General features: G+C 65.9%; 14 protein-coding genes. 11 read left to right on the top strand and 3 right to left on the bottom strand.

The window, feature by feature from the left end:
- The first annotated feature begins 348 nt into the window (after nt 1-348).
- The 8 genes from CO669_RS29430 to garD all read left to right on the top strand — a co-directional run bounded on the left by CO669_RS29430 (nt 349) and on the right by garD (nt 11,870).
- Nucleotides 349-1,431: a lysylphosphatidylglycerol synthase transmembrane domain-containing protein gene (locus tag CO669_RS29430; protein ID WP_097663685.1), complete on the top strand. Its 1,083-nt coding sequence runs from the start codon at nt 349-351 to the stop codon at nt 1,429-1,431.
- 84 nt (nt 1,432-1,515) lie between these two features.
- Entirely contained in the window at nt 1,516-3,474 is a 1,959-nt protein-coding gene (locus CO669_RS29435) for an SGNH/GDSL hydrolase family protein (RefSeq protein ID WP_097663708.1), read from the top strand.
- Nucleotides 3,475-3,913: 439 nt separating this feature from the next.
- Nucleotides 3,914-5,266, top strand: a complete 1,353-nt coding sequence (locus CO669_RS29440) for an MFS transporter (protein WP_198964322.1) — start codon at nt 3,914-3,916, stop codon at nt 5,264-5,266.
- Between the two features lie 123 nt (nt 5,267-5,389).
- A complete protein-coding gene (locus tag CO669_RS29445) occupies nt 5,390-6,295 on the top strand; it encodes a LysR family transcriptional regulator (protein WP_097663818.1) in 906 nt (301 codons plus the stop codon).
- A 132-nt stretch (nt 6,296-6,427) separates the two neighbouring features.
- The gene (gene kdgD, locus CO669_RS29450) at nt 6,428-7,372 is read left to right on the top strand and encodes a 5-dehydro-4-deoxyglucarate dehydratase (RefSeq protein WP_097663857.1); all 945 of its coding nucleotides are present in this window, start codon (nt 6,428-6,430) and stop codon (nt 7,370-7,372) included.
- Between the two features lie 26 nt (nt 7,373-7,398).
- Nucleotides 7,399-8,742, top strand: coding sequence for a glucarate dehydratase (gudD, locus tag CO669_RS29455; protein ID WP_097663909.1), 1,344 nt, complete (start codon nt 7,399-7,401; stop codon nt 8,740-8,742).
- Nucleotides 8,743-8,764: 22 nt separating this feature from the next.
- On the top strand, nt 8,765-10,213 hold the full coding sequence (locus CO669_RS29460; RefSeq protein WP_097663949.1) for an aldehyde dehydrogenase family protein: 1,449 nt from the start codon (nt 8,765-8,767) through the stop codon (nt 10,211-10,213).
- A gap of 115 nt (nt 10,214-10,328) precedes the next feature.
- A complete protein-coding gene (gene garD, locus CO669_RS29465; RefSeq protein ID WP_097663963.1) occupies nt 10,329-11,870 on the top strand; it encodes a galactarate dehydratase in 1,542 nt (513 codons plus the stop codon).
- A gap of 5 nt (nt 11,871-11,875) precedes the next feature.
- On the opposite strand, the gene CO669_RS29470 is transcribed toward garD, so the two are convergent.
- Both CO669_RS29470 and CO669_RS29475 read right to left on the bottom strand, forming a co-directional pair.
- Nucleotides 11,876-12,616: a hypothetical protein gene (locus CO669_RS29470; RefSeq protein WP_097664774.1), complete on the bottom strand. Its 741-nt coding sequence runs from the start codon at nt 12,614-12,616 to the stop codon at nt 11,876-11,878.
- Between the two features lie 5 nt (nt 12,617-12,621).
- Complete coding sequence (locus CO669_RS29475) at nt 12,622-13,524, bottom strand: MipA/OmpV family protein (RefSeq protein WP_198964323.1); 903 nt, start codon at nt 13,522-13,524, stop codon at nt 12,622-12,624.
- A 341-nt stretch (nt 13,525-13,865) separates the two neighbouring features.
- On the opposite strand from CO669_RS29475, the gene CO669_RS29480 reads away from it, so the two are divergent.
- The 3 genes from CO669_RS29480 (at nt 13,866) to CO669_RS29490 (ending at nt 16,373) form a co-directional block, all read left to right on the top strand.
- Nucleotides 13,866-14,546, top strand: a complete 681-nt coding sequence (locus tag CO669_RS29480; protein ID WP_097663982.1) for a response regulator transcription factor — start codon at nt 13,866-13,868, stop codon at nt 14,544-14,546.
- Nucleotides 14,543-15,907 (top strand): sensor histidine kinase, encoded by a 1,365-nt coding sequence (locus CO669_RS29485; RefSeq protein ID WP_097664013.1) that lies wholly within the window; start codon nt 14,543-14,545, stop codon nt 15,905-15,907. The genes CO669_RS29480 and CO669_RS29485 overlap by 4 nt, the downstream gene beginning before the upstream one ends.
- A 196-nt stretch (nt 15,908-16,103) precedes the next feature.
- Nucleotides 16,104-16,373 (top strand): hypothetical protein, encoded by a 270-nt coding sequence (locus CO669_RS29490; RefSeq protein WP_198964324.1) that lies wholly within the window; start codon nt 16,104-16,106, stop codon nt 16,371-16,373.
- Nucleotides 16,374-16,426: 53 nt separating this feature from the next.
- Here CO669_RS29490 and CO669_RS29495 read toward each other — a convergent pair whose 3' ends face one another.
- The gene (locus CO669_RS29495; protein ID WP_097664080.1) at nt 16,427-16,783 is read right to left on the bottom strand and encodes a hypothetical protein; all 357 of its coding nucleotides are present in this window, start codon (nt 16,781-16,783) and stop codon (nt 16,427-16,429) included.
- Nucleotides 16,784-16,829: the final 46 nt, after the last annotated feature.

Genomic DNA, 16,829 nt, shown 5'->3' on the forward strand with positions numbered 1-16,829 from the left:
TGATGGAGGCCTAACGAGCGCGCGGGACCGGCGTTCCAAAAATGCCGGCATCGCTTGCGCTGGAACAATGCCGGCGGTGCCAGGATCTGAAATGGTGCTGGCCGTATGGACGCGCGATCCGAGCCGGTATCTCGACTCATATGCTTAACGCGCCTCCGATGTGAACCGCGTATGACAGAGATGGCCGGTCCGACGCAGAACCTATTGTTGTCAAGGGCTGCACAAGCCGCTGTTTTTGCATTAAATGAGCTGGATCATGCCGAGCGATCGATGCCTGCCTTTGGCCATGATCGCACCCGACTGGCCAATGCCTGGCCCGGTCGGTCTTGCCCCCCGCCGGGAGGATGAATGCACGGACTGCTGCCCGCGCTGCAACGCGGCTTCAAGAGATGGATCGGCTGGCGACGGCTAGGAGTTGCCGCGAGCGTCTTCATCATTGCCTTCGCGATCACCTCGCTGGTGCGGACCCTCAAGGGCATCGATACCGGCGTCATCCTGACGGCGTTGACCGAGATTCCCCGCGGCAGCATCGGGCTGGCCGCGGTGTGCGTCTTTTTCGCGTTCTGCACCCTGACCTTTTACGACTTTTTCGCATTGCGAACGATCGGCAAGAAGCACGTGCCCTATCGCATCGCGGCGCTCTCCAGCTTCACGTCCTATTCGATCGGCCACAATATCGGCGCCACCGTCTTCACCGGCGGGGCGATCCGTTTCCGGATCTATTCGGATTACGGGCTGAACGCGATCGACGTCGCCAAGATCTGTTTCCTGTCGGGCCTGACCTTCTGGCTCGGTAACATCTTCGTGCTCTCGATCGGCATGGCGATCCACCCGGATGCGGCCTCCTCGATGGATCAGCTGCCGTCGTCGCTCAACCGGCTGATCGCGCTCGGCGGGCTCGCCTCGATCGGCGCCTATCTCGTTTGGCTCGTCATGGGCGAGAAGCGGCGCGAGCTCGGCCAGAAGGGCTGGAAGGTGGTGCTGCCCTCGGCGCCGCTGACGCTGGTCCAGATCCTGATCGGCGTGGTCGATCTCGGCTTCTGCGCCACGGCGATGTACCTCCTGATGCCGGCCAATCCGCCGATCGACTTCCTGTCGCTCGCGGTGGTGTTCATCCTGGCGACGCTGCTGGGCTTCGCCAGCCATGCGCCCGGCTCGATCGGCGTGTTCGATGCCGCCATGCTGCTGGCGCTGCCCGAGTTCGGCCGCGAGCAGCTTCTGGCGACGCTGCTGGTGTTCCGCATCCTCTATTTCGTGATCCCGTTCGGCCTTGCCATCTCCATCATGGGCACGCGCGAGCTCTGGATGAACGTGGTCGAACCCTGGCAGGAACGGCGGCGGCTGGCCGAGGCCTGCGCGCAGGCCAATTTGCCCAAGCAGGTGGCGGCCATGGAGCGCGAGCGGGCGCTGCGACAGGCCAACAAGCGGTAAGGGCTGGCATCTAGACAAAGGTTGCGGACGGACGCGCAATCCTCTCTTATTTCCGCCTCAACTTTGCCGTTGAAGACGCGGGCCATGATCCCTGTATTGCTTCGTAACCTTACCGCCGGCGCCCTGCTGCTGGCCGGGCTTTTGACCGCTTTGCCGACCGAGCGTGCCGCCGCTCAGGACGCCGGCCCCCTCCAGATCAGTTGGGAGGTGCGCAACCGCTTCCGCCTGTTCCGCGAGGAGCGCGATTTCCTGCTCCATGTCGAGAACGCGCGCAACCGCAGCATCCTCGCCGCCGAACAGTCGCTGGAGCTCCAGAGCGAGGGCCGCGGCTGGGCCCGCAACATGGTCAATCGCCTCTGCATCGACCTTCAGGGTCGCGTCAACCAGCCCTGCACCCGCGACAACACCAAGGAAAACTACCTCACCCCGATCGACCACCCCGTCACCGTGCGCCTCGTGGGCGCCGTGCCGGTCGGCGCCACCTGCGCCTGGTCGTTCGACGACGGCGACGGGCCGCAGCAATCGACCTTCGACTGCGCCGAGCCGATCAACCTACGCGTCCGCTACGGCAAGCAGACGGTCGCGACCGTCGACGTCTCCTCCGGAGCCGATCCCAGCCAGCGCGTCCAGACCGAGATTCAAGTCCGCGATATCTTCGTCGCCGGCCTCGGGGACAGCATCGCCTCGGGCGAAGGTAATCCGGACCGGCCGCTGGCGCTGTCCGACGAAGGCTTTTGCTTCCGCTCCTATCTCGGCACCGCCGCCGGCGGCCAATACTACCGGCCGAGCCGCCACGGCTACAAGGGCGGCCGCGCCTGCGAGGCGCCGGACACGCTCGCGAACTGGCAGCGCTACAGCGCGCTGTGGTTCAACTCGCCCTGCCACCGCTCGCTCTACAGCTACCAGACGCGTACCGCGCTCGCGCTTGCGGTGCGCTACACCCACATCGCCGTGACCTATCTGCCGCTCGCCTGCACCGGCGCCAGCATCGGCGACGGCCTGCTCGGCTCGCAGCGCGCCCGCGAATGCCCGCCCGGCAAGACCGGCGTCTGCAACACCAGCGTGAACGCGCAGGTCGCCGAGTTGCGCGAGGCGCTCACCGCGGCGAAGAAGCGACAACCCGATCGCACGCTCGATCTCGTGCTGCTGTCGGTCGGTGCCAACGACGTCTATTTCTCCGGCCTCGTCGCCGACGTCATCGTCGACACCGCGACCGAACGAGCGCTGTTCCGCCGCTCCGGCGTGATGGCAAGCGTCGATGATTCCCGCGACGCGCTGACGCGCGAGCTGCCGCAGAATTTCGTCAAGCTGCGCGAGGGGCTGAAGCCGCTGGTCGGCGGCGACCTCTCGCATGTCGTCTACGTCTCCTACGCCAATCCCGCGCTCGCCGATGGCGGCGTGCCCTGCCGCGGCGGCCGGGCCGGCTTCGACATCCATCCGTCCTTCAACGCCGATCCGCAGCGCCTTGCCCGCGTCTCGACCTTCGTCGACACCGAATTCCTGCCGCAGCTGAAGGGCCTTGCCACCTGCACGCGCGGCGCGCTGTGCCGCGATCCCGAGGCCGACCGCATGACCTTCGTCGATGCGCATCAGGCCGCATTCGGCGACCATGGCTTCTGCGCGCATTCCGGCAATGACCCCGAATTCGATCGCGCCTGCTTTGCCGAGAACGGCCAGAGCTTCAACCCTGACATCGTGAGCGCGGCGAGCCAGCCGATGCTGTGCGGCCGCGGCGCCTCGGAATATCGCGCCTATTTGCCCCGCGCACGCTGGATCCGCGACGCCAATGACAGCTATTTTGCCGCGATGACCTATCCGCAGGGATTGCCGGCAGCAAGCCAGCCCACCGACATCCACGACGCGACCTGGGGCGTGCTTTCCGCCGTCTATGGCGGCGCGGTGCATCCGAGCGCCGAAGGGCACGCGGCGATGGCGGATGCCGCCCTTCCGGCCGCGAGCGCGGTGCTCGGGCTTGATGCTGCGCCGCCCGGCGTGACGCGCGGACTGCTGGCGCCGCTGCTGGGCGGCGGCGCGCAGCAATAGGGCGGCACAGCTCCCACATTCTCGGTGTCATCGCCCGCCCAAAGCATGATCCGGAAAAGTGCGAAGCGGTTTTCCGGAAGGATCATGCGCAAACAACAACCTAAAGCGCGATGACGATTCATCCAAATCTCATCGCGCTTTAGTGCGCAATTGCGGACAAGGGCGGGCGATCCAGTACTCCGTGACAGCGGTGACTGAATCGAGAGGCTGCGGCGTACTGGATTCCCCCGCCTTCGCGGGGAATGACAGTGGTGGGCGGGCGAAAGCTCGCCCTCCTAACATCCCATGCGCATGCGCGTGACTGCACAATCGTTCCCTCTTCCGGCTCCTTCATCAATCCAAAAACGGCATCGATCGATACTCCCTTCAACTTGGACACTTCGCCGCGCGCGCCTCTAGGAGTCGCCTTGAGGAAATGTTCGACTGAAGGAGGCGCCTGATGAGCGCAGTGGTGTCCGCAGCGGACGCGAGGAGGTCTCGCGTCAGGCTGTTGATCGTGACCATGTTGTTCCTGGTCACGACCGTGAACTATGCCGACCGTGCCACGCTGTCGATCGCCGGCCCCGCGCTCTCCAAGGAGCTGCATCTCGATCCCGTCGCCATGGGCTGGATCTTCTCGGCGTTCGGCTGGTCCTATGTCGCGGCGCAGGTACCCGGCGGCTGGCTGCTCGACCGTTACGGCTCGCGCCTCGTCTATGCCTTCAGCATCATCATCTGGTCGCTGTTCACGCTGATGCAGGGCTGGGTCGGCTTCCTCAGCGCCGGCACGGCCGTCGTCGTGCTGTTCGCGCTTCGCCTGCTGGTCGGCGTTGCGGAAGCACCGTCCTTCCCGGCGAACGCCCGCATCGTCGCGGCCTGGTTTCCGGGCAACGAGCGCGGCACCGCGTCGGCCTTCTTCAATTCGGGACAGTATTTTGCCACCGTAATCTTCGCCCCGCTGATGGGTTGGATCGCGCACGCCTACGGCTGGCGCTTCGTGTTCTTCGTGATGGGCGCACTCGGCGTCGTCATGGGCCTGGTCTGGCTCAAGACCATCTACGGACCGAAGGAGCATCCTTCGATCAACGAGGCCGAGTTCGACTACATCAAGGACGGCGGCGCCCTGGTCGATCTCGACGCGCCCAAGGACGATCTGCCGCGCGCGCGTGCGGCCGAGGCCGGCTCCGGATGGGACCATATCCGCCAGTTGCTCTCCAACCGCATGATGCTCGGCGTCTATCTCGGCCAGTACTGCATCAACACGCTGACCTATTTCTTCCTGACCTGGTTCCCGGTCTACCTCGTCAAGGAGCGCGGCCTGTCGATCCTGCAGGCCGGCTTCGTCGCGACGCTGCCGGCGCTGTGCGGCTTCATCGGCGGCGTGCTCGGCGGCATCATCTCGGACGCGATCCTGCGCCGGACCGGATCGCTGACCATGGCGCGCAAGATCCCGATCGTCGGCGGCATGCTGCTGTCGATGTCGATCATCGCCTGCAACTATGTCGACGGACAGGCGCTGGTGGTCGGCTTCATGGCGCTCGCCTTCTTCGGCAAGGGCATCGGTGCGCTCGGCTGGGCGGTCGTCTCCGACACCTCGCCGAAGGAAGCCGGCGGCGTCTCCGGCGGCCTGTTCAACACCTTCGGCAACCTCTCCTCGATCACCACCCCGATCGTGATCGGCTACATCCTGGCCGCGACCGGCTCGTTCAACGGCGCGCTGGTGTTCGTCGGCCTCAACGCGCTGGTGGCGGCGTTCGCTTATCTCGTCATCGTCGGCAAGATCGAGCGGGTGACGCTCAAACGTTCCTCCTGAGGGCTCCCATGGGAGCTTGACCAGGCAACTCAACGGCGGCCCCAAAAGCCGCCGTCTTTGTTTTGGGGGTGATCGATGCTAGAAGTCCCGGGGAAGCGCCTTATCCATCTAAGGCATGTATCGATGTTTGACCTCAACCAGCTCCGCTGTTTCGTCACGGTGGCGGAGGAATTGCATTTCGGCCGCGCCGCCGCGCGGCTGAACATGACCCAGCCGCCGCTGTCCCGGCAGATCCAGGTGCTCGAGCACATCATCGACGCGCCGCTGCTGGAACGCACCAGCCGGTCGGTACGGCTGACGCCTGCGGGGCGCAGCTTCCTCCCCGAGGCGCGGCGCATCCTCAAGCTCGCGGAAAGCGCCTCGCAGGTCGCCCGCCGCATCGCGCTCGGCAAGACCGGCTCGCTGAAGATCGGTTTCACCGCCGCCGCCGCCTACGGCTTCTTGCCCGAGCTCGTCGCGGCGTGCCGAGCCAAGCTGCCCGAGGTGGATTTCTCGCTGAAGGAGATGGTGTCGGGCGACCAGTTCGAGGCGCTCACGTCGGGCCAGATCGACGCCGGCCTGCTCAGGCCGCCGATCGCGCGGCCCGAGCTGACCAGCCGCCGCGTCGTCGCCGAGCCGCTGCTCGCCGCCATCCCGAAGAAGCATCCGCTGGCGAACGCCGAGAGCATCACCATCAAGGATTTCGACGACCAGCCCTTCGTGATGTATTCGCCCTATGAGAGCCGCTACTTTCACGATCTCCTGGTGGCGCAGTTCACGCGCGCCGACGTGCTGCCGCGCTATGTCCAGCATCTCAGCCAGATCCACTCGATCCTCGCCATGGTGCGCGCCGGCCTCGGCCTTGCCATCGTGCCGGCTGCGGCCGCGGGCCTGAAGATCTCCGACGTCCGGCTGCGACCGCTGAAGCTGCGGGGCCGCGTGCCGGTCGAGCTGTTCATGGTCTGGCGCCGCGACGACGAGAATCCGCTGCTCTCGGCGCTGGTCAAGATCGCCGGTGAATTGGCCTCCGCGGAGGTGGCCGAGGATTGATGCTCAATCCGCATCGGTCGATATAGGCTTTGGCTTGGACCTGCATCGAACGGTCTCCTAAACCACGGCGCATGGACGCGCCGGCCCTCAAGGCCCGCGTCCTCCACAACACGCAATAAGGGAGCAGCGCCCGTGAGCAAGATGACCCCGCAGGAAATGGCCCAGAAGATCGGATCCGGCCTCCTGTCCTTTCCCGTCACGCCGTTCAGGGCGGACTATTCCTTCGACGAAGCGACCTACCGCGCCAACATGGACTGGCTGTGCGGCTATGACGTCGCAGGCCTGTTCGCCGCCGGCGGCACCGGCGAGTTCTTCTCGCTGACGCCGACCGAGGTTCCTGAGGTCGTCAAAGTCGCCGTCGACGAGACCAAGGGCCGCGTGCCCGTGCTCGCCGGCACCGGCTACGGCACCGCGATCGCCCGCGAGATCGCGATCGGTGCGGAAAAGGCCGGCGCCGACGGCCTCTTGCTGCTGCCGCCCTATCTCACCCATGCCGAGCAGGAGGGCCTTGCCGCTCATGTCGAGGCGGTCTGCGCCGCCGTCAAGATCGGCGTCATCGTCTACAACCGCGACAATGCGATCCTGCAGCCCGACACGCTGGCGCGCCTCGCCGAGCGCTGCCCGAACCTCGTCGGCTACAAGGACGGCATCGGCGACATCGAGCTGATGACCCGCGTCTACACCAAGCTCGGCGACCGCCTCACCTATGTCGGCGGCCTGCCGACCGCCGAGACCTTCGCCCTGCCCTATCTCGACATGGGCGTGACGACCTATTCCTCCGCCGTGTTCAACTTCGTGCCGGAATTCGCCACCAATTTCTACGCGGCAGTGCGCAAGCGCGACCACGCCACGATCCAGGCCGGGCTGAAGGATTTCATCCTGCCGCTGATCGCGATCCGCAACCGCAAGAAGGGCTACGCGGTCTCGATCATCAAGGCCGGCATGAAGGTGATCGGCCGCGATTCCGGCCCGGTCCGGCCGCCGCTGACCGATCTCACCGAGCAGGAGATCGCGGAGCTGACCGCGCTGGTGAAGAATCTGCCCGCCATCCGATCGACACAACAGGCGGCAGAATAACTGATAACAACAGCGAGGAGCGTAGGATGGCCCTGACCGAGATTTCTGGCGCACCGGTCGTGACAGCGATGCAGGTGATCCCGGTCGCGGGCCGCGACAGCATGCTCCTCAACCTCAGCGGCGCGCACGCGCCATTCTTCACCCGCAACATCGTCATCCTCACCGACAATGCCGGTCACACCGGCGTCGGCGAGGTGCCGGGCGGGCAGAAGATCTGGCAGACGCTGCAGGACGCGCGCGATCTCGTCATCGGCAAGACCGTCGGCGCGATGAACAACATCCTCGCCGACGTCCGTACAGCCTTCGCCGACCGTGACGCCGGCGGCCGCGGCAAGCAGACGTTCGATCTTCGCGTGATGATCCACGCGGTCACCGCGGTCGAGTCCGCGCTGCTCGACCTTCTGGGTCAGCATCTCGGCCTGCCGGTCGCAGCGCTGCTCGGCGAAGGCCAGCAGCGTAGCAGCGTCGAGACGCTCGGCTATCTGTTCTTCGTCGGAGACCGGCGCAAGTCGAAGCTGAACTATGTCCAGGGCGAGACCGGCAAGGCGGAATGGTTCAACCTCCGCCATCAGGAGGCGATGACGCCCGAGACCGTGGTGCGGCTCGCGGAGGCCACCCACGACCATTACGGCTTCGCCGATTTCAAGCTCAAGGGCGGCGTGCTCAGCGGCGAGCAGGAGATCGAGGCCGTCACCGCGATCGCAAAGCGCTTCCCCAACGCCCGCGTGACGCTGGACCCCAACGGCGCCTGGTCGCTCGACGAGGCGGTCCGGCTCTGCAAGGGCATGCACGGCATCCTCGCTTATGCCGAGGATCCCTGCGGCGCCGAGGCCGGCTTCTCCGGCCGCGAGATCATGGCCGAGTTCCGCCGCGCCACGGGGCTGCCGACGGCGACCAACATGATCGCGACCGATTGGCGCCAGCTCTCCCATGCGCTGCGCCTTGGCGCGCTGGACATTCCGCTGGCCGACCCCCATTTCTGGACCCTGCAGGGCTCGGTGCGCGTCGCCCAGACCTGCCGCGACAACGGCCTGACCTGGGGCTCGCACTCCAACAACCACTTTGACATTTCGCTGGCCATGTTCACCCATGTCGGCGCCGCCGCCCCCGGCAAGGTCACGGCGATCGACACCCACTGGATCTGGCAGGACGGCCAGGCCCTGACCCGGCAGCCGCTTCAGATCAAAGGCGGCAAGATCGCAGTCCCGGACCGGCCGGGCCTGGGTATCGAAATCGACAGGGCCGCCATCGACGCGGCGCATGACCTCTACAAGCAGCATGGACTTGGCGCCCGCGATGACGCTATTGCCATGCAGGACCTGATCCCAGGCTGGACCTTCGACGACAAGCGTCCCTGCCTCGTGCGTTAGAAACATTCCCTGGAGGAACGAGATGACTGCGATCCTGAAGAACTTCATCGGCGGCGAGTGGGTCGACGGTTCCGGCGTCACCAGGAACATCAACCCCTCCAACACCAACGACCTCGTCGGCGAATACGCCAAGGCCGACAAGGCGCAGACCGAGAAGGCGATCGCCGCCGCCAAGGCCGCCTTCCCCGCCTGGTCGCAGTCGACGCCGCAGGCGCGCTTCGATGCGCTGAACAAGATTTCGCTTGAGATCCTCGCCCGCAAGGAAGAGCTCGGCCGCCTGCTCGCCCGCGAGGAAGGCAAGACCCTGCCGGAGGGCATCGGCGAGGTCGCCCGCGCCGGCCAGATCTTCGCGTTCTTCGCCGGTGAAGCGCTGCGCCTGATCGGCGAAAAGGGCGCCTCCGTGCGGCCCGGCCTCGACGTCGAGCTCACCCGCGAGCCGGTGGGCGTCGTCGGCATGATTACGCCCTGGAATTTCCCGATCGCGATCCCGGCCTGGAAGATCGCCCCGGCGCTCTGCTACGGCAACACCGTGGTGTTCAAGCCGGCTGAGCTCGTGCCGGGCTCGGGTCACGCGCTGGCCGAGATCATCACCCGCTCCGGCATTCCCGCCGGCGTCTTCAACCTCGTGGTCGGCTCGGGCTCGGTGGTCGGCCAGACCCTGCTCGACCATCCGGATGTCGCCGCGATCTCCTTCACGGGCTCGGTGCAGACCGGCCGCAAGATCGCGCAGGCCTGCGTGCTGTCGAATCCGATGAAGAAATTCCAGCTCGAGATGGGCGGCAAGAATCCGCTGGTCGTGCTCGACGACGCCGACCTCAAGACCGCCGTCGAGGTCGCCGTCAACGGCGCCTATTTCTCGACCGGCCAGCGCTGCACCGCCTCCTCCCGCCTGATCGTCACCGAAGGCATCCACGACCGCTTCGTCGCGGCGGTGGCCGAGCGGCTGGCGGGCCTGTCGGTGGACGACGCGCTCAAGGCCGGCGTGCATATCGGCCCCGTGGTCGACCAGAGCCAGCTCGACCAGGATCTGCGCTACATCAAGATCGGCCAGGACGAAGGCGCCAAGCTCGCCTTCGGCGGCGAGCTGCTCAAGCGCGAGACCCCCGGCCACTACCTCGCGCCCGCGCTGTTCACCGAAGCCAACAACAACATGCGCATCGCGCGTGAGGAGATCTTCGGACCGGTCGCCGCCGTGATCCGCGCGAAGAACTACGAAGAAGCGCTCGCCATCTCCAACGACACCGAGTTCGGCCTTGCGTCGGGCATCTGCACATCGAGCCTGAAATACGCCTCGCACTACAAGCGCAACAGCGAGTCCGGCATGGTGATGGTCAATCTGCCGACCGCAGGCGTCGACTATCACGTGCCGTTCGGCGGCCGGAAGGGCTCGAGCTACGGCGCCCGCGAGCAGGGCTCCTACGCGCGCGAGTTCTACACCACGGTGAAGACGGCTTACACGTTCCCGGGGTGACAGCCTGACATCGTAGGGTGGGTTAGCGCAGCGTAACCCACCTCTTCTGCTTCCGCGGACACAGACAGTGGTGGGTTACGCTGCGCTAACCCACCCTACAAATCCGGAGTCCTCCATGGACCAGGACGTCGCAGCGAAAGAGCAGCCCCGCTACATCAAGCTCAACGAGCGCGACAATGTCGCGATCGTGGTCAATGATTTCGGGCTTCCCGCCGGCTCCCGCTTTGCCAGCGGCCTGACGCTGCGCGCCTTCGTGCCGCAGGGGCACAAGACGGCGCTGGTCGACATCGCGGAAGGCGCACCGATCGTCCGCTATGGCGAGATCATCGGCTACGCGCTGTCGCCGATCCTGGCCGGCGAATGGGTGGACGAGGCCCGCATCCGCATGCCCGAGGCCCCCGACCTCGACAAGCTCGAAATCTCCACCGCCGTGCCCGCACCGCTGCCGCCGCTCGAAGGTTTCACCTTCGAAGGCTACCGCAATCCGGACGGCTCGGTGGGCACGAAGAACATTCTGGGCATCTCCTCCTCCGTGCAATGCGTCAAGGGCACGATGGAATATGCGGTGAAGCGCATCCGCGCCGAGCTCCTGCCGAAATACCCTGAGGTCGACGACGTCGTGCCGCTGACGCATGCCTATGGCTGCGGGGTCGCCATCACCGCGCCCGATGCGGTGGTGCCGATCCGCACGCTGCAGAACCTCGCGCTCAACCCGAATTTCGGCGGCGAGATCTTGGTGGTCGGCCTCGGCTGCGAGAAGCTTGCGCCCGAGCGGCTGGTGCCGGAAGGCGTCAGCGACGCCATCGTGCGCATGCAGGACGAGGCGTTCGACGGCTTTGGCGCGATCGTGGATGCCATCATGACCCAGGCCGAGGCACGGCTGAAGGTGCTCAACGCCCGCAAGCGCGAGACCTGCCCGGCCGCCGACCTCGTCATCGGCCTGCAATGCGGCGGCAGCGACGCCTTCTCCGGCGTCACCGCGAATCCCGCCGTCGGCTTTGCCGCGGACCTGCTGGTGCGCGCCGGCGCCACCGTGATGTTCTCCGAAGTCACCGAAGTGCGTGACGCCATCCAGCTGCTCACCCGGCGCGCCATCAACGAGGACGTCGGCCGCGCGCTGGTGCGCGAGATGGCCTGGTACGATTCCTACCTCGCGCGCGGCGGCGCCGACCGCAGTGCCAACACCACGCCCGGCAACAAGAAGGGCGGCCTTGCCAACATCGTCGAGAAGTCGCTGGGCTCGATCGTCAAGTCCGGCTCGAGCGCAATCACCGGCGTGCTCTCGCCCGGCGAGAAGGCGACGCAGAAGGGCATGCTGTTCGCGGCAACGCCGGCAAGCGACTTCATCTGCGGTACGCTCCAGCTCGCTTCCGGCATGACGCTGCAGGTGTTCACCACCGGCCGCGGCACGCCTTACGGCCTTGCGGCCGCGCCCGTGATCAAGGTCGCGACCCGCAGCGAGCTGGCGCGGCGCTGGAAGGACCTGATCGATTTCGATTCGGGCAGCATCGCCACCGGCGAGAAGACCATCGAGGAATGCGGCTGGGACCTGTTCCGCCTGATCCTCGACGTCGCGAGCGGCCGGACCAAGCCGTGGTCGGACCGCTGGGGCATTCACAACGACCTCACTTTGTTCAATCCGGCGCCGGTGACCTGAAGGGGCTACTGGCCGTCGATTAGGTGCATGTCGCCCAGCGTCACGGGCAGGCTGCGCGCGATGAGATCGATGACCGCCGCGCGCAGCCGCTCGCTCGACGCTGCTCCCCCAAGCGTCTCGTCGACCGGCCCGCTCGGGCCGGCAATCCGCACGGTCCCGGTGTTGTCGAGCGGCGCCGCCGCACGCTTCTCGATCACGTCGAACGCCTTGCCGTCGATGATCCGGACTTCGTACAGCGCATGGATCAGGCCGTAATCCGCCAGCAGCGTCCGGTATTCGGCGAGCCCGACGCCCTCGACGTTGCGGCCGTTGCCGAGCTTCGATCTTGCCCGGGTGATGACGACGTAGGCATCGAGCCCCTGAGGCGTGACATCGCTGCGAACCAGCTCCTTGAACGGATCGCTGCGCAGAAGATTGACGGGCGCAACCGCCGAATCCCTGACGGCGGCGAACGCGGCGCGCCTGTAGCTCACCGGTTGAACGCGAAAGCGTCCGCTCAAGAGCTTCGTCGCCTGCTGAACGATCAACTCGTCCAGTCCCCAGGCGCTGATCGAGAGGCTTTGCGCGGTGTTGCCGAGCCCGGTCAGCCCGGCTTGCGTCAGGCTCATCTCCTCGCCGATGGCCGAGACGATGCCGAGGGTCTTGATCGCCTGGAGTTTCGTCGTGCGCGTCTCGAACGCCGCGGCGGCACCGAGGACGGCGGACGCGATCGCGAGGCCCATCCCGAGAAGAGCAATACGGCGCATGGCGATCATCGAATCCTGAAGTCGAACGAATAGGACGCACCGATGCCGACGGTGGTCTGGTTCGACGACCCCCGCAGCTTCACCAGCGGGCTATCCGAGGCATCGCCGAGCAGCTTCTCGTATTCGACATAGGCATGGACCTCCCACTGCGGATTGATGCGATAGGAGATTTGGCTGCCGAAGCCGACCGAATGCGCGCCGCCTTTGGCATCGTAAGTCGGCAACCCAGACGCCAGCGCCTGCGCGGCGTCGACGCCGAAATAGGGAGCGGTCGCCTTGGTGCTCTTCCAGGTAAAGCGCGGGCCGGCCGAGATCGTGAGCCTCTGGATCAGCGGCACGATGACGTCGGCGGAGACGTCGGCCACCGTCCCGGTATGGCCGCCCATGCCCTGGCGCAATTCGCTGCGCAGGCGCAGCCAGTCGACCGGATAATATTCGACGAAGCCGCCGAGTTCATAGGCTGCCTTGACGTCGCCGAGGCCGGTCAGCTCGGCATATTTGTCGGCCTTGCGCGAGGCGACGTATTTGAACGCGGGCCCCGCGCGGAAATTGCCGACGTCGAGCAGCGCGATGCTGGCGCTGTCGCGCGGACCACGAAACTGGTCGATCGACCCGGCGCGGCGGATCGTGAAGATCGGGATCGGGACAAGCTTCCCGTTCTTCGCCCCGACGAAATCAGGCGTGTACTCTCCGCCGATGCCGACCATGACGGTCCAGTTGCCGGAGGGCGACGGCAGCAGCGGCAGGTCGAACGGCGGCGCCGGCAGCGTGACCGCGGTCTGCGCGGATGCAGATTGCGCCGAGGCGGATTGCGCGCTCGCCATGATGATGCCAAGTGCGGCGAGACAAGTGGTCGTCCGCCGCGCATTCGCCGGATGGCAAAGAGCGGCTTCGTCAAAATGCTTCATTACGGGGCCCCATCGGCCTTGCTGGCCGAGTCGACTGGTGTGGTCAGGAGCCCTGCATGTGACCCGGCAAAATTGCCCCAAGATTGCAACGGGCAACCGCGCCTGCGACATTGCGCGCACCGGCTGGTGTCGGCAGATCAACATTGCCCGAACATTGCAGGAGGCCGTGCGCGCGCCAAAACTTCGGCCGCCGGCATCAGGCAAGACACCGATCCCTGCCTTTTATTCGCCTCGCTCGCTGCCTTAAAGGGAACTCGCGCACGAACCGAAACGCCGGACTTCGGCCAGGAAGCGTCAGGTCGGGGTTCTATTGCCCCTCAAAGAGTTCAAGGACGACCCGCGTGCGCTCGCTCGTGATCGAAGACGAACCGCAGATCGGCGCCTATGTCAGCCGCCTGCTCGGGCAATTGCATGGCGTCGTCGATCTCGTCGGCTCGATCGCCGATGCCCGTCAGGCGCTGGACAATTTCAAATACGACCTCGCGATCATCGACCGCATGCTGCCCGACGGCGATGCGCTCCAGGTGGTCACGGCGCTCAGCCGATCGCCCGAGCGCCCCGCGATCATCATGCTGACGTCGAAGGACGCCAAGGAGGACGTCGTCGAGGGCCTCAACGGCGGCGCCGACGACTATCTCGGCAAGCCGTTCGAGCCGCAGGAATTGATCGCGCGGGTGCGCGCGGTGCTGCGGCGGCCACGGTTGCTCGCGCCTTCCGTGCTGTCGCTCGGCAATGTCGAGCTGCATCTCGGCAGCAACGAGGCGGTGGTCGCCGACACCAGAATCCTGCTGCGGCGGCGCGAGGCGCTGATCCTGGGCGCGCTGCTGATGCGCCGCGACCGCGTCATCACCCGCGCCGCACTGATCGAAGAGATCTACGGTTTTGACGACGAGATCGAATCCAACACGCTGGAGGCGCAGGTCTCCCGATTGAGGAAGAAGCTCGCCGAGCTCGGCGGCGACGTCGAGATCCGCAGCATGCGAGGCATCGGCTACATCCTGCGGCTGGCAACACCGCGATGACGTCGATCGCCCGGACCTTCGCGATCTCGCTCGGCATCGCCGCCACGACGATCTTCCTGATCATGCTCGGCCTCTTCATGTGGCGCTACCCGATGGAGGAGCGCGAGTTCAGGGCTTGCCGGGTCGTGGTTGCGGTCCTCGACCGCGCCACCGAGATCGATGGGCAAAAGCTGACGGTGCGTTCCAACCGCGCCCTCGATGAGCTGAAGGCGGACAGCCCGAACCTCTGGTACGTCGTGTCCGCAGGCGACATGGTCAGCGAGTACGGCAGCGAACGCCGCCCTGCCCTCCCCTTCGCATTTCCCTATCACGGGCCGATCGGTTCCTCCGTCTTCAACACGCTCGACCAGAAGAGCACCTTCTGCCTCGCCGTTATGCAACGAGGCGCGTTGCAGCTCACGATGATGGTGGGCGAGCCTCAGGTCCGGTTCAGCCGGATTGCGCGAAACTTTCTCATCCGCAGCGTCTTTTCGATCATGCTGCTCGCGCTGGCCTTTGCCGCGACCGTTGCCGTCGGCGCGGCGCTTGCTGCGCGTTTCGTCTCGCGCGGCATCGAACGGGTGGCGCTTCGTGCGCTCGCGATCGACCCGTCGGCACCGCAGGGTCTGATCTCCCTGTCCGAGGTCCCTCGCGAATTGAAGCCGCTGGTCGAGGCGCTGAACCGCGCGTTCGGCGAGATCGACGCCTATATCAGGATGCAGCGCCGCTTTCTCGGCAATGCCGCCCATCAGCTTCGCACGCCGCTGACGCTGCTGCGCGCCAAGGTCGAGGACGTGCCCGAGCCGGCCTTGAGAGCCGAATTGGTGCGCGACATCAGGCGGCTGACGTCGCTGGTGTCAGCCATGCTCGACCTGGCCCGGCTGCAAAATCATACGATCGAGAAACGGCCGATCGATCTCGCGCAGATCATGCTGGACGTGCTGGCCGATTTCGGCCCCTCGGCTGTGGACGCCGGCATCGAGCTCGCACTGGACCAGACCGAGAAGGGTCCTATCCTGGTGGAGGGCGTGGACGCAGCGATCCGCAGCGCGCTTGCCAATCTCGTCGGCAATGCGCTGATCCACGCCCGCGGCGCCCGCCGCATCGTCGCCACGCTGGGCCGCGACGGCGTCTCGATCGACGACGACGGCGCAGGCCTGCCCGATGGCGCGGAACACAAATTGCTCGAGCCGTTTCAGACCGGCAATACCGCCGGCGACGGGGCCGGGCTCGGTCTGTCGATCGTCCGCGAGATCATGGCGGCCCACGGCGGCGAGTTGATCATCTCGTCCACACCCGGCCGCGGCACGACCATGAGCCTGCGCTTTCCGGTGACCGTCACGCCGACCAGACCTGCGCAGCTGGAGTTGCAGACAAGCTAGCTGCGAGCTGCGCCGACCGATGCCGCGAAACCGTCCGGAAACATTGACGCCGAAAGCTTCGTCATCGTTTCGTCCTGTCGTATCACGCAATCAAATAGGTTCGTCCACGGACACACGAATGTTCGCACGCGAGCGAACCTCCTTGTGCATCGCCGCGACCAAACCTCCGATTGACATATTCAACGGAGATTTTCCAATGCGTGTTCTCACAATGATTGCCGTCGCCGGCGCCGTGATTGCAAGCTCCACCGGTGCCTTCGCGGGTGAGCTGCCCTCTTACGAAGTGAAGTCGTTGCCGATCTCCACGATGCAGGTGCAGGTGCTCGGCAGCGCCGGCGTCGAGGAGCAGTCGGCTGCGCCCGCGATGACCGTCGCCGGCATGCCCGCCTCGCCCGCGCAGGTTTCAGTGTTGTCCCCGCGCGTAAAGCGGCTCGCCAGCGCGGGTTCGGGAAGCGAGGCGCGCTGAGCCTTTCGCGTCGCTTGCGGCGCCTGCATCCGATGCGGGCGCCGTCAGCGTTTTCAGGTCATGCTGCCGGGCATGAAACAGCGCACGCGCGGATGACCGTCGATGTAGTGCTTCCACACCATGGTGCGACCGATCTTGTTCGGCACGGTGATCACCGCGCCGTCGGGCACCACCACCCATTCGTCGTCGATGCGGACGCGAAAGCGGCCGTGATCGGATTCCCAATCGACGTCGGCAATGACGTAGCCGTCAGCGTCGGTGCAGCACTGACCGAATTCGCTGTGCAGGCTTTCGAACCAGGGTTTTAGCGGCGAGTTGGCGTAGCGTCCGTCGTCGCGCGCCTGTGCCGGGATGGCCATCAGCGCCGTCACGCCCAGCAGCGTCGCCGCGCATAATCTTGAAGATTTCATCTCGTCGTCCCGCGATCAAAATCATTCGTGCGGGAGACAGACAATG

Origin of the sequence: Bradyrhizobium sp. Y36 (assembly GCF_002531575.1) — a bacterium.
In the GTDB taxonomy this organism is placed as follows: domain Bacteria; phylum Pseudomonadota; class Alphaproteobacteria; order Rhizobiales; family Xanthobacteraceae; genus Bradyrhizobium.